The organism is Streptomyces sp. NPDC104226 (assembly GCF_055584085.1).
On the sequence record NZ_JBVJMS010000007.1, the window covers coordinates 115,091 to 133,632 of the forward strand.

Annotated in this window: 16 protein-coding genes; 7 read left to right on the forward strand and 9 right to left on the reverse strand. The window is 71.9% G+C overall.

The window, feature by feature from the left end; translation table 11 throughout:
* The first annotated feature begins 168 nt into the window (after window positions 1-168).
* On the forward strand, window positions 169-2,904 hold the full coding sequence (locus tag ACZ60J_RS22560; RefSeq protein ID WP_469684310.1) for a PKD domain-containing protein: 2,736 nt from the start codon (window positions 169-171) through the stop codon (window positions 2,902-2,904).
* Between the two features lie 91 nt (window positions 2,905-2,995).
* Here ACZ60J_RS22560 and msrA read toward each other — a convergent pair whose 3' ends face one another.
* On the reverse strand, window positions 2,996-3,661 hold the full coding sequence (gene msrA, locus ACZ60J_RS22565) for a peptide-methionine (S)-S-oxide reductase MsrA (RefSeq protein ID WP_469684312.1): 666 nt from the start codon (window positions 3,659-3,661) through the stop codon (window positions 2,996-2,998).
* Window positions 3,662-3,756: 95 nt separating this feature from the next.
* Complete coding sequence (locus ACZ60J_RS22570) at window positions 3,757-4,863, reverse strand: hypothetical protein (RefSeq protein WP_469684314.1); 1,107 nt, start codon at window positions 4,861-4,863, stop codon at window positions 3,757-3,759.
* 135 nt (window positions 4,864-4,998) lie between these two features.
* On the opposite strand from ACZ60J_RS22570, the gene ACZ60J_RS22575 reads away from it, so the two are divergent.
* Window positions 4,999-6,153 (forward strand): cystathionine gamma-synthase, encoded by a 1,155-nt coding sequence (locus ACZ60J_RS22575; RefSeq protein ID WP_469684316.1) that lies wholly within the window; start codon window positions 4,999-5,001, stop codon window positions 6,151-6,153.
* 50 nt (window positions 6,154-6,203) lie between these two features.
* Here the strand turns inward: ACZ60J_RS22575 and ACZ60J_RS22580 are convergent, their stop codons facing one another.
* The 3 genes from ACZ60J_RS22580 to ACZ60J_RS22590 form a co-directional block, all read right to left on the reverse strand.
* The gene (locus ACZ60J_RS22580; protein WP_469684318.1) at window positions 6,204-6,446 is read right to left on the reverse strand and encodes a hypothetical protein; all 243 of its coding nucleotides are present in this window, start codon (window positions 6,444-6,446) and stop codon (window positions 6,204-6,206) included.
* Window positions 6,443-6,949 (reverse strand): RNA polymerase, encoded by a 507-nt coding sequence (locus ACZ60J_RS22585; RefSeq protein WP_469684320.1) that lies wholly within the window; start codon window positions 6,947-6,949, stop codon window positions 6,443-6,445. The genes ACZ60J_RS22580 and ACZ60J_RS22585 overlap by 4 nt, the downstream gene beginning before the upstream one ends.
* A 70-nt stretch (window positions 6,950-7,019) precedes the next feature.
* Window positions 7,020-7,553, reverse strand: a complete 534-nt coding sequence (locus tag ACZ60J_RS22590; RefSeq protein ID WP_469684867.1) for a MarR family winged helix-turn-helix transcriptional regulator — start codon at window positions 7,551-7,553, stop codon at window positions 7,020-7,022.
* 242 nt (window positions 7,554-7,795) lie between these two features.
* Here ACZ60J_RS22590 and ilvA point away from each other — a divergent pair, with 242 nt between their 5' ends.
* The 3 genes from ilvA to ACZ60J_RS22605 all read left to right on the forward strand — a co-directional run bounded on the left by ilvA (window position 7,796) and on the right by ACZ60J_RS22605 (window position 11,076).
* Window positions 7,796-9,028, forward strand: coding sequence for a threonine ammonia-lyase (gene ilvA / locus ACZ60J_RS22595; RefSeq protein WP_469684322.1), 1,233 nt, complete (start codon window positions 7,796-7,798; stop codon window positions 9,026-9,028).
* Window positions 9,029-9,187: 159 nt separating this feature from the next.
* A complete protein-coding gene (locus ACZ60J_RS22600) occupies window positions 9,188-10,228 on the forward strand; it encodes an ATP-binding cassette domain-containing protein (RefSeq protein WP_469684324.1) in 1,041 nt (346 codons plus the stop codon).
* Complete coding sequence (locus ACZ60J_RS22605) at window positions 10,225-11,076, forward strand: ABC transporter permease (protein ID WP_469684326.1); 852 nt, start codon at window positions 10,225-10,227, stop codon at window positions 11,074-11,076. Before ACZ60J_RS22600 ends, ACZ60J_RS22605 begins: the two co-directional genes overlap by 4 nt.
* A gap of 82 nt (window positions 11,077-11,158) precedes the next feature.
* Here the strand turns inward: ACZ60J_RS22605 and greA are convergent, their stop codons facing one another.
* A complete protein-coding gene (gene greA / locus ACZ60J_RS22610) occupies window positions 11,159-11,656 on the reverse strand; it encodes a transcription elongation factor GreA (protein ID WP_469684327.1) in 498 nt (165 codons plus the stop codon).
* A 225-nt stretch (window positions 11,657-11,881) separates the two neighbouring features.
* Entirely contained in the window at window positions 11,882-12,295 is a 414-nt protein-coding gene (locus ACZ60J_RS22615) for a DUF4307 domain-containing protein (RefSeq protein WP_469684329.1), read from the reverse strand.
* A 121-nt stretch (window positions 12,296-12,416) separates the two neighbouring features.
* On the opposite strand from ACZ60J_RS22615, the gene mca reads away from it, so the two are divergent.
* Together mca and ACZ60J_RS22625 are read left to right on the forward strand one after the other, a co-directional pair.
* Entirely contained in the window at window positions 12,417-13,298 is an 882-nt protein-coding gene (gene mca, locus ACZ60J_RS22620; protein WP_469684330.1) for a mycothiol conjugate amidase Mca, read from the forward strand.
* Window positions 13,299-13,300: 2 nt separating this feature from the next.
* A complete protein-coding gene (locus ACZ60J_RS22625; RefSeq protein ID WP_382977232.1) occupies window positions 13,301-13,519 on the forward strand; it encodes a hypothetical protein in 219 nt (72 codons plus the stop codon).
* Window positions 13,520-13,612: 93 nt separating this feature from the next.
* Here the strand turns inward: ACZ60J_RS22625 and ACZ60J_RS22630 are convergent, their stop codons facing one another.
* Both ACZ60J_RS22630 and ACZ60J_RS22635 read right to left on the reverse strand, forming a co-directional pair.
* Window positions 13,613-16,837 (reverse strand): tetratricopeptide repeat protein, encoded by a 3,225-nt coding sequence (locus ACZ60J_RS22630; protein ID WP_469684332.1) that lies wholly within the window; start codon window positions 16,835-16,837, stop codon window positions 13,613-13,615.
* 132 nt (window positions 16,838-16,969) lie between these two features.
* Window positions 16,970-17,953, reverse strand: coding sequence for a helix-turn-helix transcriptional regulator (locus ACZ60J_RS22635; protein WP_469684334.1), 984 nt, complete (start codon window positions 17,951-17,953; stop codon window positions 16,970-16,972).
* Between the last annotated feature and the right edge of the window lie 589 nt (window positions 17,954-18,542).

Consider the following 18,542-nt stretch of genomic DNA (forward strand, 5'->3'; position numbering starts at 1 on the left):
GCGGCGAATGATCAGGGGTGACACCGACTGTGCGGCGGAGGATGATGGCCGGAGACTTCAGGGTTCGCGTGTGCCCGACCGTTGCAGGGGGGAACGGCCGTGCAACCGTCGCGCGGCACCGCGTCCCCGGTCGATCCCCATCGCTTCTGCGCCGAAGGAACCCACCGCGTGCGTCCTACCCGTGCGACGGTCCTGCTCACCGCGGGCCTCGTCACCCTGCTCGGCATACCGGCCTCCGCTGCTGCCGGGACCCCGACCGACCTGTACGTGAACAGCGCGGAGGGCTCGCACTGTTCGGACGGCGGGAGCGGGACGAAGGCCGTCCCGTTCTGCTCCATATCGGCGGCAGCCAAGGTCGTCGCGCCGGGGCGGACCGTGCGGATCGCGTCGACCACGGACGACCCCGGAGCGGTCACCATCGACCGCTCGGGGGAACCGGGCAAGCCGATCACCTTCACCGCCGAGGGGTCTTGGGCGTACGTGCACACGGCCCTGATCATCAAGGGGGCCTCCCACGTGGTGGTCCACGACCTTGATATCTCCGACGGTGTACAGGTCCTGGGTTCCGGCGATGTCCGGCTCGAGGAGCTCAGGATCGGCGTCGGAGACGACCTCAAGGGGCTCGTGGTCGGTGAGGGAAGCACGGACGTGCAGGTGACCCGGAGCGAGCTGCCCAAGGTCTCGATCGAAGGCGGAGCCCGGCGCACGGTGCTCGGCCGGAACCAGATTTTCGGCCTTGCCAACACGACGGCCGTCACCCAGGCGGACGCTCCGGAGACGGCTGTCACCAACAACACGTTCGTCTCCTCCTGCGAGGCCGCGCTCTCGGTCGGGGGCACCGCGACCGGCACGACCGTGTCCAACAACGTGTTGATCACCTGGGGGGCGGGCCATCACTGCACCTCGACCGTGCCGCGCACCGGCATCCTGGTGGCGGCGGACGCGGCGCCGGGTGTCCGGGTCGACTACAACGTGATCACCGGACCCGAGGTCAAGATGACCCCCTACACGTGGGCCGGTACGAACTATCCGACCCCGGCGGCGTTCAAGGCCGCCACGGGGCAGGGTGCCCACGACATCCTGGCCCCGGACTTCAACGCAGTCGGGCCGAAGGACGGATCGCCCACCATCGATTCCGGCGACCCGACGGCGCCGGGCGCCATCCCCGTCGACTTCTACGGCAAGCCCACCGCGGACGATCCGAGGGTCCCCAACAGGGGCAAGAACGGCGGATTCATCGACCGGGGTGCATTCGAGACCCAGGACGACCTGAGCGGCGTCGGGGTGGACATCGCACCGGCATGGGCGCCCGCCGGCACCAAGGTGAGGGCGACGGCGAAGCCGGTGAGTTCCTGGGCCGCCGCGCTCACCTACCGCTACGACTTCGGCGACGGGACGCCCCCGGTGGCCACCGGCGCGACCACCGCCGAGCACGTGTACAGCGCACCGTGCGCATGCGAGGTGAAGGTGACGGCGATCAACGCCGTCGGCAAGGAGGTCTCCGGCTCCGGCCAGGCCAAGGTGACTCCGGCCGGCCCGCTGACCGCCGCCTTCACGTCCAGCCCGAACCTGCCGACGAACACCAGCCCCCTGGGCGGCCCCACCCCGCTGAGCGTCTCCATCGACACGGCGGCCACCGCGGCGCCGTGGCCGGTGACGAGCATGGACGTGGACTTCGGCGACGGCGAGACCGATCACGGCGACGGGCTGCGTAGCACGGGGCACGCCTACAAGTCGCCCGGCGACTACCAGGTGACGCTGACCCTCCGGGACTCCAAGGGGGCGAAGTCCACGGTGACCAAGACCGTGAAGGCCAGGTACGCGCCGTCCGGTTACGTTGCTTCCGAGCCCTTCCGGTTGCTGGACACCCGCACCACCGACACCGACGTCCGGGGCGGGTACCCGATCCCCGTGCAGCTGCCCAACTCGACCGCCTTCCAGGGGCACGAGCTCTCGGGCGGCATGGCTTCGGCGGTCCTCAACGTCACGGTGACCAACGCCACCGAGGACACCCACCTCAGTGTCTGGCCTTCCGGCCAGCCCCGTCCGGCGACCTCGAACGTCAACGTCGTGGCCGGCGGCACCTCCTCCAACACGGTCACCGTTCCGGTGGGGGCCGACGGCAAGGTACGGGCGCAGCTGAACTCGGGCCAGGCCGAGCTGATCGTGGACTTCGTCGGCTACTACCAGCCCAACGTCGGCGAGCGCTTCTCCCCGCTCGCCCCGACCCGGGTCCTGGACACCCGTACGTCGGGCGGCGCGCTGTCCGCCGCCAAGACCCGCACGGTGAAGGTGGCGGGCGTCAACGGCATCCCGGCGGACGCCAAGGCGGTCGCCCTCAACCTCACCGCTACCGGCGCGAAGGAGCAGGCGCACGTCATCGCCTATCCCGATCCGGCCAAGCGTCCCGCCACCTCGAACCTGAACGTGGAGCCGGGCAAGGACAAGTCCAACCAGGCCATCGTCCCGGTCGGTCCGAACGGCACGATCACCCTCTTCACCAACTCCGGCTCGACGCACGTGATCCTGGACGCGGTGGGCTACTACGGCAAGGACGGCAAGGCGCTGTTCACCCCGGTCGTCCCCAAGCGCCTCGCCGACACCCGCACCACGGGCAAGCTCGCCCCGGGCGCCACGACCACGGTCTCCGGCCTCCCCGCCAACGCCCTCGGAGCGGTCCTCAACATCACCGCCACGGACACCACCGCCCCGGGCTTCCTCACGGCGTACGCCGCGGGCGGCACGCTCCCGGGCGCCAGCAGCCTCAACACCCTCCCCGGCCGCACGGTCCCGAACCACGTGATCTCCCCGGTCGGCCCCGGGGGCAAGGTGAACGTCTTCAACAGCTACGGCGGCCCCAACCACGTGATCACCGACCTCCTCGGCTACTTCACGACCGGCTGACCCAGCCCCCCCCGGCACACGACGGAGCCCCGGCCCCCGCACCGCGCGGGGACCGGGGCTCCGTCGTACCTCCGTCGTACGGTCCCGACGGTCAGCCGTCGGCGCGGGCCACGCCGATCGGGCAGGAGACGCCCGTGCCGCCGATGCCGCAGTAGCCGCCGGGGTTCTTGTCCAGGTACTGCTGGTGGTACGCCTCCGCAGGCCAGAAGGGCCGCTCCGCCGCCGGGAGGACCGCCGTGGTGATCTGCCCGTAGCCGGAGGCGGTCAGGACGCGCTGGTAGGCCTCGCGGGAGGCTTCGGCGGTGGCCTGGGCGGCGGGGGAGTGTGTGTAGACCGCCGAGCGGTACTGGGTGCCGACGTCGTTGCCCTGGCGGAAGCCCTGGGTGGGGTCGTGGGACTCCCAGAACAGCTTCAGCAGGGCTTCGTAGGAGACCAGGGAGGGGTCGAAGACGACCCGGACCACCTCGGTGTGGCCGGTGCCGCCCGAGCAGACCTCTTCGTAGGTCGGGTTCTCGGTGAAGCCGCCCTGGTACCCGGCCAGGGTGGTCCACACGCCCGGGGTCTGCCAGAACTTGCGCTCGGCGCCCCAGAAACAGCCGAGGCCGAAGTCCGCGACCTCGAGGTGGGCGGGGTACGGGCCCGCGAGGGGGTTGCCGAGCACGGTGTGCACGGCGGGCAGCCCGAAGAGCGGCTCCGCGCGGCCGGTGATGGCTTCCTCGCGGGTGGGGAGCTCGGGCGTGCGGCGGTACGAGAACATGGATTCCCTCCTAGTGGTCTACCGATAACGGCGGACGGCGGGCCGGGATTCCCGACGCGATGCCGGCGCCGATGCCGGCGCCGACGACGTCCGCGTCAGTGCGGCAGCGTCGCCGGGGAGCCGCCGTTGGCTTCGTAGCCGGCTACCGCCAGGGCGCGGTAGATGGCGTACGAGGCCGCCGGGTCCGGGTCGGCGGACCAGGGGAGGGCGCCGACGTAGCCGTCGACGTGGCGGATCTGGTCCATGGCCTCGGCCCAGCGTTCGCCGCCGACCAGGAAGAGGATCAGCAGGTGGCGTACGTGCGCCAGCATCGGGTCGTCGGGGCGGGCGGTGTGGACCGCGTACAGGGCCCCTTCCACCGCCCGGGTCACCGTCGCGGTCCCGTGGAAGTTGCGGACCAGGACGGCGTCGGGGATGTGCTCGTAGAGGGCGAAGAGCGGGAGGGCCGCCAGGAGCGAGCCCTGCGGGGCGCGGGCCGCGGCGTGGTGGGTGAAGGCGTCGGCCTTCTCGCGGGAGCCGTGCCACTTCTCGCACCAGTAGTTCAGCGCCGCCAGGTGCGCGCCCATGTGCTGGGGCGCCCGGTCGATGACCTTCGCCCACAGGGCGTCGTACTCGGGCTCGGAGTAGTGCAGCATGCGGGCCACGGACAGCTCGACGATGTACGGGACCGGGTCGCCGGGGGCAAGCAGCGCGGCCTTGGCGCAGGACTCCCTGGCCTCCTCCGCGATGATCCGGACGTCGCTCTCGCTCATGCCCTCCGGGCGCCGCCACATCTGCTGCGCCAGCAGCTCGGCGTGCACCTGTGCACCGCCCGCGTCCTTCGGGGCCTCCAGCCGCCAGGCCTTCAGCCACGCCGCCCCGGCCCCGGGCTCCTGGGAGAGCTCGAGCGCCGCAGAGCCGGCGAAGGCCTGGACGCGCTGCCAGCGCACCTCGCCCTCCCGGGGGGTACCGGCCAGCAGCTGGGAGGCGGCCTGCCACTGCCCGGTCCGCCGTACGTGGTCGAGGGCGTCCATCAGGTCCTGGTCGGGGCCGGGGATCCGGATGTCGAGCTCCTCCTGGAGGGCGAATCCGTAGTCCGCCGGGTCGGCGGCGTCCGGGCTCCCGGGCGTGACCAGGCGCAATCCGCCGCGCCTGCGCCGCAGGATCGGTGAGAGGGCGGCGAAGAGCAGACCCATCGCGAGCAGGAACCACAGAATCTCCATGACCCCAGCGAACCAGACCGACCCGTGCGAAGGCCAATAGGAGGCAAAGAGGGGAGGGGGGAGGACAGGGAGAGGGGAGGGGGAGGGGGGTCCTGGTGTGCGCTCGGGCTCCCCGGGACCGCTTAGCATCGGGCCATGAGCGACAGCCACGAGCACCAGAGCTTCGAGACCCGCGCCATCCACGCGGGCAATACGGCGGACCCGCTGACCGGCGCGGTCGTACCCCCGATCTACCAGGTGTCCACGTACAAGCAGGACGGCGTCGGCGGGCTGCGCGGCGGCTACGAGTACAGCCGCAGCGGCAACCCGACCCGTACCGCGCTGGAGGAGAACCTCGCGGCGCTGGAGGGCGGCCGGCGCGGCCTCGCCTTCGCGTCCGGGCTCGCCGCCGAGGACTGCCTGCTGCGCACGCTGCTCTCCCCGGGCGACCACGTGGTCATCCCGAACGACGCGTACGGCGGCACCTTCCGCCTCTTCGCCAAGGTCGTCTCCCGCTGGGGCGTCGAGTGGTCGGTCGCCGACACCTCCGACCCGGCGTCGGTGCGCGCGGCGATCACCCCGAAGACCAAGGTCATCTGGGTCGAGACCCCCTCCAACCCGCTGCTCGGCATCACGGACATCGCCGTCGTCGCCGACATCGCGCGGACGGCCGGCGCCAAGCTGGTCGTGGACAACACCTTCGCCTCCCCCTACCTGCAGCAGCCCCTCGCGCTCGGCGCGGACGTGGTCGTGCACTCGCTGACCAAGTACATGGGCGGCCACTCCGACGTCGTCGGCGGTGCGCTCGTCGCCGCGGACGCGGCGCTGGGCGAGGAACTGGCCTACCACCAGAACGCGATGGGCGCGGTGGCCGGGCCCTTCGACTCGTGGCTGGTGCTGCGCGGCATCAAGACGCTGGCCGTCCGCATGGACCGGCACGCGGAGAACGCGGGCAAGATCGCCGAGATGCTCGCCCGCCACCCCAAGGTCCACCAGGTCCTCTACCCGGGCCTGCCCGAGCACCCGGGCCACGAGGTCGCGGCCAAGCAGATGCGCAACTTCGGCGGCATGATCTCCTTCCGCGTCACCGGCGGCGAGGAGGAGGCCGTCGCGATCTGCGACCGGACCAAGATCTTCACCCTGGGCGAGTCCCTCGGCGGCGTCGAGTCCCTCATCGAGCACCCGGGCCGCATGACCCACGCCTCGGTGGCCGGTTCGGCCCTGGAGGTCCCGGGCGACCTGGTCCGCCTGTCGGTGGGCATCGAGAACGTCGACGACCTGCTGGCCGACCTCGCGCAGGCGCTGGGCTAGCCGAGAGCGCCACGAGGTCTCCCCGTCCCCGTTCACGAGGGCGGGGAGACCTACCAGGGCGGGGAGACCTCGCTCGACGGGGTCGACCAGGCGCCGGTGAGCGAGGCCCACACCACGAAGGCCACCACCGCCGCCCACGCCAGGCTCCAGCCGATCCGCCGCAGGGCCCTGCGGCGGCGCAGCAGCCGGTCGCCGCGTGCGGCCGCGCCCGCCGCGAGATCGGCCGGCACCGCCGGGTACGGGCCCTCCAGCAGCCGCTTGACCTGGGCTTCCCGGGGATCGGGGCGACTCATGCCGCCTCCCTGCGCCGGGCGTCCGGCCGGGCGCCGGAGGCAGCACCGGGGGCCGCGCCGGGGCGGGAGCCCAGCTCGGCGACGGCCCGGTCGCACAGGGTCCGTACCCGCTCGGGCGCCAGCCCCAGCTGCGCGGCCGTGACCTCCTCCGCGACCCCTTCGTAGAGCCGCAGCACCACGACGAGCCGCTCCAGCGGGCCCAGCCGCCCCAGGACCCCGCTGCCCCCGTGGTGGCGGCGGCCGGTACGGGCGAAGGCGGCGCACAGCTCCTGGCGGGTGTGGTCGTACGGGTCGTCCCCGCGCAGCCTGCGCCAGTTCGCGTACGTACGGGCCAGCGCGCCGGCCAGCAGCCCGCGCGCGGCGGGGGCTTCGGCCGGGGCCGGGATGCCGGACGCGGCCGACGCGGGCTCCGCCGTCAGCAGGATCGCGACGCGCAGGAGCCGCCCCGCCGCGCCCGCGACGAAGGCTTCGAACTCCGCGTAGGGGCCCGGCCCGTGGTCCACAGTCCACATAGTGCGGCCGGAGGGAGCGCCTCGGAAGGGGTCGGGCGCCAGGAGGCGGGGCCGTCGGGCCTCAGGAGGCGGGGCCGGCCTCGGATCCGGGCTCGGAGCCGGCCGACATCAGCTCGGACAGCGAGACGTTGAAGCGCGTCAGCAGGCCGGTGAACGACTCCCGCTCCGCCTCGTCCCAGCCGTCCGTCACCCGGGCCATCAGCTCGCGCCGCGAGGAGCGGACCTCCTCCAGCCGCGCCAGCCCGCGCGGGGACAGCGCGAGCACCACGGCCCGGCCGTCCTCGGGGTGCGAGGTCCGCTTGACCAGGCCGCTGTCCACGAGCGGGGCGACCTGGCGGGTGACGGTGGAGGAGTCGATGCCCATGCCGCCGGCGAGCGCCTTGACGCCCATCGGGCCTTCCAGGTCGAGCCGGTTCAGCAGCAGGTACGCGGCCCGGTCCATGGAGTTGCGGGCCTGGCCGACCCCGCCCAGGCGGGTCTGCTCGGCGCGCCGGGCGAAGACCGCCACCTGGTGCTGGAGCGCGTCGAGGAGACCGGCTTCGGCGGGCGCGCCGGCCGGCGCGGGCAGGTCGGAACTGGCCGGGGTGGAGGGCATGGCCGTGGGCTCTCTTCGCATGGGGCCGACAAGGATGGGGGACAGAGTACGCGGCCGTGCGACGGCTCGTACTCCTCGTACAAGAACTGATACGGCAGCGGTCGACCGGCGACTACGAGCCGTCCCGCACGGCGAGATATCGCCGCTCCGGGTCGGGCCCCGTCCGGCGCCCGCGCCTGCCCGCTCACCCGTCCCGCCCAGCGCAGCGCAGCGCGCCACGGACCGGCTGCGAGACTGGCCGCATGAACTACCGCGTGCCGCAGCCCGTCCCGCAGGTCATCCTCGACGACATCCGGGGGGCCCAGAAGATGCTCTCCGGCGTCTCCCGGGTGACCGCAATGGAGGGCAGCCGGTACCTCTCCTCGCTCACCGGCTCCCCGGTCCACTTCAAGTGCGAGAACCTCCAGCGCACCGGCTCCTTCAAGCTGCGCGGGGCGTACGTGCGCATCTCGGGCCTGCGCCCCGAGCAGCGGGCGGCCGGGGTCGTCGCCGCCAGCGCGGGCAACCACGCCCAGGGCGTGGCGCTGGCCTCCTCCCTCCTCGGGGTCCGCTCGACCGTGTTCATGCCGGTCGGGGCGCCCCTGCCGAAGGTGGCCGCGACCCAGGACTACGGCGCCGAGGTGCGGATGCACGGGCAGGTCGTGGACGAGACGCTGGCCGCGGCCCAGGAGTACGCGGACCGCACGGGCGCGGTGTTCATCCACCCCTTCGACCACCGCGACATCATCGCGGGCCAGGGCACGGTCGGCCTGGAGATCCTGGAGCAGTGCCCCGAGGTGCGCACGATCCTGGTCGGCATCGGCGGCGGCGGGCTCGCCGCCGGGGTGGCGGTCGCGGTGAAGGCGCTGCGCCCCGACGTCCGGGTGATCGGGGTGCAGGCGGCGGGCGCCGCCGCGTACCCGCCCTCGCTGAAGGTCGGGCACCCGGTGTCCATCGACAACCCGAACACGATGGCGGACGGCATCAAGGTGGGCCGGCCCGGCGACGTCCCCTTCAAAATCATTGGCGAGCTGCTGGACGACGTCCGTACGGTGTCCGAAGACGCGCTCTCCAGCGCGCTGTTGCTCTGCCTGGAGCGGGCGAAGCTGGTGGTCGAGCCGGCCGGGTGCAGCCCGGTGGCCGCACTGCTGAGCGAGCCCGAACTGTACGGCGACGGCCCGGTGGTGGCCGTGCTGTCCGGCGGCAACATCGACCCGCTGCTCCTGCAGCGGATCCTGCGCCACGGCATGGCGGCGGCCGGCCGCTACCTGTCGCTGCGGCTGCGGGTGACCGACCGGCCGGGGGCACTGGCCGGTCTGCTGGGCGAGTTGTCAGTGGTGGATGCGAACGTGTTGGACGTGAGTCACGTGCGGACGGATCCGCGGCTGGGGCTCACGGAGGTGGAGGTGGAGCTGCACCTGGAGACGAAGGGGCCGAAGCACTGCGCGGAAGTGGCGCGGGCGCTGCACGGCGCGGGGTACACGGTGATGAGCTAGCGGCTCGGGTCCGGGTGACACTCCCCGATCCGGTGGCGAGACGCGATATGACGCGATACGGTGTCGCCCGTTCGGCCGAGCGAGGTCGGCTCGGCGCGCATAGGATTTGCGTAGGAATGTCACGATTCAACCGGTTCGATTCGCACTGGGAGCACCCATATGCCAGGCGCCATCTACGCCGAAGGTCTGGTCAAGACCTTCGGCGACGTACGGGCTCTGGACGGCGTTGACCTCGATGTACCCGAAGGCACGGTCCTCGGTCTGCTCGGCCCCAACGGCGCCGGCAAGACCACGACCGTCCGGGTCCTGACCACCCTCCTCCAACCCGACAGCGGCAAGGCGGTCGTGGCCGGGATAGACGTCCTCAAACACCCCAACGAAGTCCGGCGCGCGATCGGCCTCTCCGGCCAGTTCGCCGCCGTCGACGAGTACCTCACCGGCCGGGAGAACCTCCAAATGGTCGGCCAGCTCTACCAGATGGGCGCCAAGGCCGCCAAGGCCCGGGCCGCGGAACTGCTGGAGCGCTTCAACCTCGGCGACGCCGCCGACCGCACCGCCAAGACGTACTCCGGCGGCATGCGCAGGCGCCTCGACCTCGCCGCGGCCCTCGTCGTCAGCCCGCCCGTGATGTTCATGGACGAGCCCACCACCGGCCTCGACCCGCGCAACCGCCAGGCGCTGTGGGCCATCATCAAGGAGCTCGTCGCCGGCGGCACCACCCTGCTGCTCACCACGCAGTACCTGGAAGAAGCCGACCACCTCGCGCACGACATCGCCGTGGTCGACCACGGCCGGGTCATCGCACGCGGCACCTCCGACCAGCTCAAGGCCCAGACGGGCGGCGAGCGTGTCGAGGTCGTCGTGCACGAGCGCGAGCACATGGCCACCGCCCGCGAGGTGCTCGCCGGCTTCGGCAAGGGCGAGACCACCGTCGAGGAGCACACCCGCAAGCTGACCGTGCCGGTCTCCGGCGGCGCCAAGCTGCTCGCGGAGGTCATCCGTGAACTCGACGGCCGCGGCATCGAGATCGACGACATCGGCCTGCGCCGGCCGACCCTGGACGACGTGTTCATCTCCCTGACCGGCCACGCGGCGGAACGGGAAGTGGAGGAGGACGGCGAGGCTCCCGGCGGCGCGAAGTCCGCGAAGCCGGCGAAGTCGGCGGATGCCCGCAAGGACCGTAAGGAGGTGGCGAAGTGACCCTCACCTCCACGACCCCGGAGCTGGCGGCGCCGCGCCCGCGCGGCGGCATCGTCCAGGGGGTCAGCGACTCCCTGGTCATGGCCAAGCGCAATCTGATCCGCATGTCCCGCATCCCCGAGATGGTCATCTTCGGGCTCATCCAGCCGATCATGTTCGTCGTGCTGTTCAGCTACGTCTTCGGCGGCTCGATGATGATCGGCGGCTCGACCAGCGCCGCCGACTACCGGAACTTCCTGATGGCCGGCATCTTCGCGCAGACCGTCACCTTCGCCACCGCCGGAGCCGGCGCGGGCATCGCCGACGACATGCACAAGGGTCTGATCGACCGCTTCCGGTCGCTGCCGATGGCCCGCGGCGCGGTCCTCACCGGCCGCACCCTGGCCGACCTCGTGCAGACCGCCCTGACCATGGTCGTCCTGGCGATCGTGGCGCTCCTCGTGGGATGGCGCATCCACGAGGGCGTGCCGAAGGCCCTGGCGGGCTTCGTGCTGCTCCTGCTCCTGGGCTACGCCTTCTCCTGGATCGGCGCCCTGATCGGCCTGTCGGTGCGGACCCCGGAGGCGGCCACCTCGGGCGGGCTGATCTGGCTGTTCCCGGTCACGTTCATCTCCAACGCGTTCGTGCCCACCGAGAACATGGCGGGCTGGCTCCAGCCCATCGCGGAGTGGAACCCGTTCAGCGCGACCGTCCAGGCCTGCCGCGAACTCTTCGGCAACCCGGGTGTGTCGCCGTCGGACGCCTGGCCGATGCAGCACCCGGTGTGGGCCTCGCTGCTCTGGTCCGTCGTGATCATCGTGGTGTTCCGGACCCTGGCCGTACGCAAGTACCGCTCGGCGACGGCGTAGGTACCGCCTGACACCGCCTTCAGCACGGAGCCCCGCCGGGCAGCTGCCCGGCGGGGCTCCGTGCTGAAAAGAAAGGGGGTGATCAGCCGGTGAAGGGCTTGACGTCGAGGATCTTGACCGACGCCTGCTTGCCGTTCGGCAGCTCGTACTGGGCGTCCTCGCCGATCTTCTTGCCCAGCACGCCGGAGCCCAGCGGGGACTGCGGGGAGTAGGTCTCGAAGTCCGAGGACGCGTACTCGCGCGAAGCCAGCAGGAACTCCATGGTGTCGTCCTCGTCGCCGTCGAAGGCGATCGTGACCAGGGTGCCCGGGGCCACCTCGCCGTCGGAGGCGGGAGCCGTGCCGACCTTGGCCTTCTCCAGGAGCTGCGTGAGCTGGCGGATGCGCAGCTCCTGCTTGCCCTGCTCCTCCTTGGCCGCGTGGTAACCGCCGTTCTCACGGAGGTCACCCTCCTCGCGGGCCGCCGCGATCTTGATCGTGATCTCCGACCGTGCGGGACCAGAGAGGTACTCCAGCTCGGCCTTCAGCTGGTCGTACGCCGCCTGGGTCAGCCAGGTGACGCTCTCGCTCGTCTGGGTCACGGGTGCTCCTCGTCGGTACAGGGACTACAAAGCCGCCAGCGGCGGACGAAACCACGAGCCTAACAATTCGGGAAGAAAAGGGGGAGGACGCCAAGTGTGTGAACTGCGTCGGATCACCCTCGGGGCGTGCCCCGTGTCTACCTCGGGCATGCCCCGTGTACAGCCCGTACACACTTCGGGCATGCCCCGTGAACGCCACGGGCACACCTCGGCCCGAGTTCTGGATCAGCCCGCGGAGCCGGCCGGACGGCAGCCGACGATCTCGATCATCGTGGCGCGGCCGGTGGTCTTCAGCGTGACCATCTCGTCCACGCGCCCGCTGTTCTGCGCGAAGGTGAAGTCGGCGCGGCCCACCTCGGCGTGCGACTCGTCCTGCGAGCTCAGCGTGCACACGCCGGTGACCGAGGCCTCCTTGCGCACCTCCAGGTGCACCTCGACCGCGGAGTCGGAGACGACCTTGTACTTGATGAGCTCGGCACTGACGCTCTGACCGGCCACGTAGTCCCAGCCGATCCAGCCGACCACACCCAGCAGGGCGACCCCGAGGACCGATCCGACGACCTTGAGCCTGCGGTCGGTACGCTCATCCGCCGACCGGCCGTAGCGGCCCTCGGGCAGCTCTTCGCGCACCGCGCTCATCGATCGTTCCCTTCGAGGTGGCCGGACAACGGGAATCCGGGGTGACCCCCCGGAATTTTTCCACCGTCCGATTCGGTCACTATAGGAGCGCCCGCCCTGACGACTCAAAGAGGATCCTGTCTTGACCGAGCAGCTTCGACTGATGGCCGTCCACGCCCACCCCGACGACGAGTCGAGCAAGGGCGCGGCCACCATGGCCAAGTACGTGTCCGAGGGGGTGTCCGTGCTGGTCGTGACCTGCACGGGCGGCGAGCGCGGCTCCGTCCTGAACCCCAAGCTCCAGGGTGACAAGTACATCGAGGAGCACATCCACGAGGTGCGAGCCAAGGAGATGGACGAGGCGCGCGAGATCCTCGGCGTCGACCAGGAGTGGCTGGGATACGTCGACTCCGGCCTTCCCGAGGGCGACCCGCTGCCGCCGCTCCCCGAGGGCTGCTTCGCCCTGGTGGACGTCGACGAGGCGGCCGGCCGCCTGGTGAAGAAGATCCGCGCCTTCCGGCCGCAGGCCGTCACCACGTACGACGAGAACGGGGGCTACCCGCACCCCGACCACATCATGACCCACAAGATCACGATGGTGGCCTTCGATCACGCGGCCGACACCGAGAAGTACCCCGAGGCCGAGTTCGGCCCGGCGTACCAGCCGCAGAAGCTCTACTACAACCAGGGCTTCAACAAGCCGCGCACCATCGCCCTGCACGAGGCGCTGCTCGCCCGCGGCCTGGAATCCCCGTACGGGGAGTGGCTGGAGCGGTGGAAGGAGTTCGAGCGCAAGGAGCGGACCCTGACCACCCACGTGCCCTGCGCCGACTTCTTCGAGATCCGTGACAAGGCGCTCATCGCCCACGCCACGCAGATCGACCCCGACGGCGGCTGGTTCCGCGTTCCGATGGAGATCCAGAAGGAGGTCTGGCCGACGGAGGAGTACGAGCTCGCGAAGTCCCTCGTGGCCACTTCCCTCCCCGAGTCCGACCTCTTCGCGGGCATCCGGGAGAATGCGTAGCTATGAGCGCTACGCACGAAGCAATCGTCCAGCTCCTCCCGCTGGCCGGCGACACCTTCGACAAGAACAAGGTGACCCCGGGCCTCCTCGGATTCGTCGTGTTCGCGGCCCTCGCCCTCGGGGTGTGGGGCCTGATGAAGTCGATGAGCCGCCACATGGGCCGCGTCGACTTCAAGGAAGCCCCCGAGCCCGCCCCGACGGAGGGCACGCGCGCCCCGTAGGGGCCGTACGGACCGGACGACCGCCGGCCCGGCCGCCCCGCGCGGCCGGGCGGCGGGTCTCCGCACGCCCTGGTGCGGGGCGGCCGTGCCGGGCTACACCGAGGGCAGGGGCACCGGGACGCCCATGATCTCCCGCGAGTGCAGGTTCGGTACGAGGGACAGGCGCCAGGCCTGCCACCCCTCCGCCGGGTCCACCCCGCGCGCCAGGATCACCGTGTAGGACTCCAGGCAGTCCTCCAGCCGCCCGTCCCGCTTCGGATGCGGGGCCGCCGACAGCCGCGCCAGCTCCGTCCGCGCCTCGTCCGGGGCCGCGGGGAGCGCGTACGGCAGGAGCGTGCAGCGCAGGAAGCGCGCCCAGTCCTCCCCGCGCCGGTCCCCGTAGGAGATGAAGAGCCGCACCGCCTCCTCGCAGAGGTCCAGCGCCTGCGCGGTCCGCCCGTTGCCCGCGTCGATCACTGCCAGCTCCAGACAGGTCCAGGCTTCCCCGTGGGCCAGGCCGATGCGGCGGAAGTCGGCCCGGGCGTCCATCAGCAGCTGGCGGGCGAAGCCGGAGTTCTTCAGGTTCCCCGTCTGCGCCGCCCGCTGGTCGCGCGTGACCCGGCCGGAGTGGTGGCGGGCGTGGGCCAGCCCGTACACGTCCCGCATCCGGGAGAACATCGTGCGGGCCCGCTCCAGCTCCCGCACAGCCCGGTCCCGCTCCCCGGCCTCCTCCAGCGCCTGCCCCAGGTAGTACAGCGTCCACGCCTCGCCGCGCGCGTCCTCCGCCTCCCGGTGCCGGGCCAGCGCGTCCCGCAGCCGGTCCAGCGCCGGCCCCGGATCCCCGTCGACCACCCGGGCCCGGCCCAGCTGGGTCAGCGCCCACGCCTGGCCCCGGTCGTCGCGCGTGCGCCCGTACAGCTCCAGCGCCAGGCGCAGCTCCGCCTCCGCGCGCGGCACCTCGCCCAGGCGCAGGTACACCTGGCCGAGCTGCAGGTGCGCCCAGGCCTCGCCGTGCACGCTCTCGCTCTCCCGGTGCAGGGTCAGCGATTCGCGCAGCAGCCGCAGGGCCTCCGCGAGGTGCGCGCGGTCGCGCTCCACCGCGCCGAGCGCGTGCAGGCCCCACGCCCGGTCGCCCGCGAGCTCGTCCGGGGCCTGGAGCACCAGCGCCTCGCGGATGCGGGCCGAGGCCTCGGGGAGGTTGCCCTGGTGGTGCAGGGTGATGCCGAGCGAGACCAGCGCCATGCCCGCGCCGGCCTCCTGGCGGGCCTCCTTGTACTGGTCGACCAGCGAGGTCAGCGTGGTGCGGGACTTGTCCAGCTCGCCGAGCTGGCGGGCCGCGATGCCCGTACGCCACTGCACCGAGCGGACCAGCAGGCCCTGGTCGACGGCCTGCGTGAGCTCGTTGATCTCCCCGAGCCGGTACAGGTCGCCGCGCAGCAGGCAGAAGTCGCAGAGCGCGCCCAGCAGGTCCAGGACGGCCTGCTGGTCCACGCCCTCCGCCCGGCGCAGCGCCGCCGTGATGAAGCTGGACTCGTCGTCGAGCCAGCGCAGGGCCGCGTCCAGGGAGGCGAAGCCGTGCCCGCCGACCGTGCTCGCCTTGGACAGGGCGTTCGCCCGCGTGGACATCTTCCCGTCGACCATCCGGATCACCGAGTCCGCGAGCTGCGCGTACGTACGGATCAGCCGCTCGTGCGCCGCCGAGGCACCGGCCCGGTCCTCGTCCTGCGCCAGCCGCGCCGCCGCGTACGCACGCACCGCGTCGTGCATCCGGAACCGGTCCCCGCGTACGTGGTCCAGCAGTCCCGCCTGCGCCAGCTCGCGCAGCAGCCGCCCGGCCTCCACCTGGTCCGCGTCGATCAGCGCCGCCGCGGCCGCGGCCCCGAGCGAGGCCCGGCCCGCCAGGGTCAGCCGGCGCAGGAGGCGGCGCCGCTCCTCGGGCAGGGCCGCGTAGGCCAGGTCCAGGGCGGCGTCAAGCGAACCGCCCGCCTCCGGAGCCTTGCCGACGCCCCCGAGCGGGGCGAGCACGCGCAGCGCCAGCGGCAGCCCGGCGCCGAGCGCGAGCAGCTCCCGTACGGAGTCCTGCGGGTACGCGGCTGCGGCCGTGCCCGCCGTACGGACCAGCTCCGCGCCGGCCTCCTCCGCCAGCCGGGTCACCGGCAGCTGGTACACCCAGGCCGCCAGCTCGGCCGGCAGCTCCAGCGGCTCCCGGGCCGTGACCAGGACCAGGCTCTCGGAGCGCTCGGGCACGAGCATCCGTACCTGCGTGGCGTCCACGGCATCGTCCAGGACCACCGCCACCGGGGTGCCCTGCACGTGCTGGTGGTACAACTCGCCCAGCCTGCGCACCTGTTGCTCCGCGGAGGAACCCTCGCGGAACAGCAGCTGCTCGCGGGGCGCACCGAGCCGGTTCATCAGGTGCAGCAGTGCCTCACGGGTCGGCAGGGGGCTCTCGGAGGCGCCCCCGCCGCGCAGGTCCACCACACAGGCGCCCCTGAACTGGTCCCGCAGCGCCTGCGCGGCATGCAGTGCGAGGGTGGTGCGGCCCACTCCGGGCTCCCCGTGCAGCACCACGACCACCGGACGGGTCTCGGTGCTCGCCCGGGCGCTGTGCACCCACTGCGCGATCCGGGCCAGCTCCGCCCGGCGTCCGGCGAACGGGCCTTCCAACGCCGGGAGTTGCCCGAAGGACTGCTCCAGCATGGCCCGCCGGCGGGCCTCGGCGCTGCGATTGGCCCCGCGCAGCTGGAGGGTGGAGCCGGGGGCGCCGGCGGTCCCGTTCACCTTGGCCGGGGTGTGCTGCGCCGCGGCCACCTTGCGCTGCTGCTCCAGGAAGGGGCGTATCCCGCGCACCTCCAGCGCCGACAGCCACTGCAGCTTGAGCTGCTCGGCGCCGCCCGGCCGGCCCAGCTCCCCGGCGCGCCGGTTCGCCGCGGGCAGGTGCAGGGCCGTCACCTTGGCCACGGTCGCCGTCGCCCCGGCCACGCCCACGACGGCGCCGGCGGTCAGTGCGGTGCCGATCGCCACGCTGAAGGCCAGGTCGGCCATGACGGCTGCGGCAGCTGCAACTCCCGTGACCAGCAGGGCGGTCGAGGTGTTCGCGCGCCGGAAGGCCTCGCCGAGCGACTCGTCCCCGGCGGCCGCCTCGTCCAGTGCGCGGGTGTACGCCTCGTACTCGGCGGCCGCGCTCGCCGCGAGCGAGTCCAGCGCCTGCTTGCCGCGCGCCAGCAGCGCAGCCCTGGCCTCGGGAGTCGCCGCCGCCCCGCCCGCTCCCCGCCGGGACTCCTCCTCCACGGCCCGCCCCAGCAGCCGCTCGGCCTCACCGCGATGACTGTCCCGCATCGGCATCCCCCTCAGAGAGCTCCGGCATGGAGCCTCAAGTGTCCGCCGTGACGGTCGCGAGCGCGAGAGAATCTGAGCTAGTTCAGAGGGAGTTGGCCTCTGCGGGGAGAAGGCGACGTCCCGGCGAGCCGGTCACACCCATCCCTCGCGGGTGGCGAGCACACCGGCCTCGAACCGGCTGTGCGCATTGAGACGGGTCATGAGATCGGCGGCGAGCCGGCGGACCGTGCGCACCGAGATGGCGAGGTGGCGTGCGGCGACCTCGTCGGTGGAGCCCGCGGCGAGCAAACGCAGCAGTTCGCGCTCCTGGGGGCCGAGCCCCCGGTGGTCCTTCGGCAGCGGCACGCCCCAGGGGGTGCCGTTCCTCCACACCTCTTCGAAGAGCATCACGAGGGCCATGACGGCTCCCGGGCTGTGCAGGACGAGGGCGCCCTTGAGGGGGTTGCCCGGTTCCAGGGGGACGACGGCGACCTTCCGGTCCACGATGATCATGCGCATGGGCAGCACGGGAACGGTGCGGGTCTCACTGCCGAGCGCGGAGAGCCAGCGGACGTAGCCGGTGGTCGCCGCGTCGTTGCGCAGGCTGTCCTGGTAGATCGAGCGCACGGAGACGCCGCGCTCCAGGGCCAGTTGGTCGGGACCCTTGGCGGCGGTCATGTCCTCGGGGCGCTGGGCGCCGCCGATGACGAAGGACAGGCACTCTTCCTTGGTGCTCTCCGCCAGTTCCTCCAGGCGGACGCGGACCGCGTCGATTCCGTCGAGGCATTCGGCGACCTCGGGCAGGAATTCCCGGCGGGCGCCACCGTACTCGGCGGCCAGTACGGCTATGGATTCCTTGGCTTCTTCCAGCTGCTTTTGATGTCGTGTCAGGGAAGCGCTCTGGCGCGCGTGCAGCGCACTGAGGCTTACTCCCGGATCCACCGGACGCAGGCCCTCCGACCCCGGTCCGCTGGGGCGCAGCAGATGGAGGTGGGCCAGTTGGTCCAATGCGGTGCGCACCGCGTTCTCGGTAAGTCCCGAGCGGGCGCACAGTTCCTCGATCCCCAACTGGGGGGAGTCCAGGAGTGAGCGGTAAACTACTTCAGCGGCGGGTTCCAGGCCGAGTGCTTCGAGCAAGGCTTCACCTCTTTCGTGCTGGTGCGGCGACGACAGGGGTCGGGTACGCGACGTTCTGCGATTCCGAGTGGTCGTAGCCGTCCAGCGAGAGGCGGGCGGGTGGTATTGGGGCATGCGGACGCCTGCGGATGGTCTGTCCGCAGTTGTCTCCCCTGATTTCCCGTACGTCAGACACGCTGCTCTGCACTCCCCCGAGGTCAGTTGGACGCCGACGTTCCCCTGTCGGCATCCCGGGGATCATAGCTCGTTTTGGTAACGGGCACACGATTCAAATGGCGTGATCTCGGCGCACTGCTTCTTCGCGATATGGACGCACGAAGCCTGTGAAGTGCGGCATGCGTCCTCCGTGCCCTTTGGCCTCAAAAGGTTGTGTCCGGAAAGGGTGCCTGCCGGGCGCCGGATCCGGCAGTGGCATCTGGCGGCCAGGCAAGAGACTGCCACGGGGGAGAAGTGCATGGTCAGAGCCCTGCAGGGGGGTGTCCGGGGCTGCACGATGCTGACAGCGCGGATCATGCCAGCCTGAAGTCCTTACGGGGCGGGGTGGCGGCGGGCCAAGCTCTAGTCATCGCCAGCCGGTCGAGCCCAACGG

Excerpts from the sequence above, each read along its gene's own strand:
- msrA (WP_469684312.1), bottom strand. The coding sequence starts at position 3,661 with ATGTTCTCGTACCGCCGCACGCCCGAGCTCCCCACCCGCGAGGAAGCC.
- ACZ60J_RS22570 (WP_469684314.1), bottom strand. The coding sequence starts at position 4,863 with ATGGAGATTCTGTGGTTCCTGCTCGCGATGGGTCTGCTCTTCGCCGCC.
- ACZ60J_RS22575 (WP_469684316.1), top strand. The coding sequence starts at position 4,999 with ATGAGCGACAGCCACGAGCACCAGAGCTTCGAGACCCGCGCCATCCAC.
- ACZ60J_RS22580 (WP_469684318.1), bottom strand. The coding sequence starts at position 6,446 with ATGAGTCGCCCCGATCCCCGGGAAGCCCAGGTCAAGCGGCTGCTGGAG.
- ACZ60J_RS22590 (WP_469684867.1), bottom strand. The coding sequence starts at position 7,553 with ATGCCCTCCACCCCGGCCAGTTCCGACCTGCCCGCGCCGGCCGGCGCG.
- ilvA (WP_469684322.1), top strand. The coding sequence starts at position 7,796 with ATGAACTACCGCGTGCCGCAGCCCGTCCCGCAGGTCATCCTCGACGAC.
- ACZ60J_RS22600 (WP_469684324.1), top strand. The coding sequence starts at position 9,188 with ATGCCAGGCGCCATCTACGCCGAAGGTCTGGTCAAGACCTTCGGCGAC.
- ACZ60J_RS22615 (WP_469684329.1), bottom strand. The coding sequence starts at position 12,295 with ATGAGCGCGGTGCGCGAAGAGCTGCCCGAGGGCCGCTACGGCCGGTCG.
- ACZ60J_RS22625 (WP_382977232.1), top strand. The coding sequence starts at position 13,301 with ATGAGCGCTACGCACGAAGCAATCGTCCAGCTCCTCCCGCTGGCCGGC.
- ACZ60J_RS22630 (WP_469684332.1), bottom strand. The coding sequence starts at position 16,837 with ATGCGGGACAGTCATCGCGGTGAGGCCGAGCGGCTGCTGGGGCGGGCC.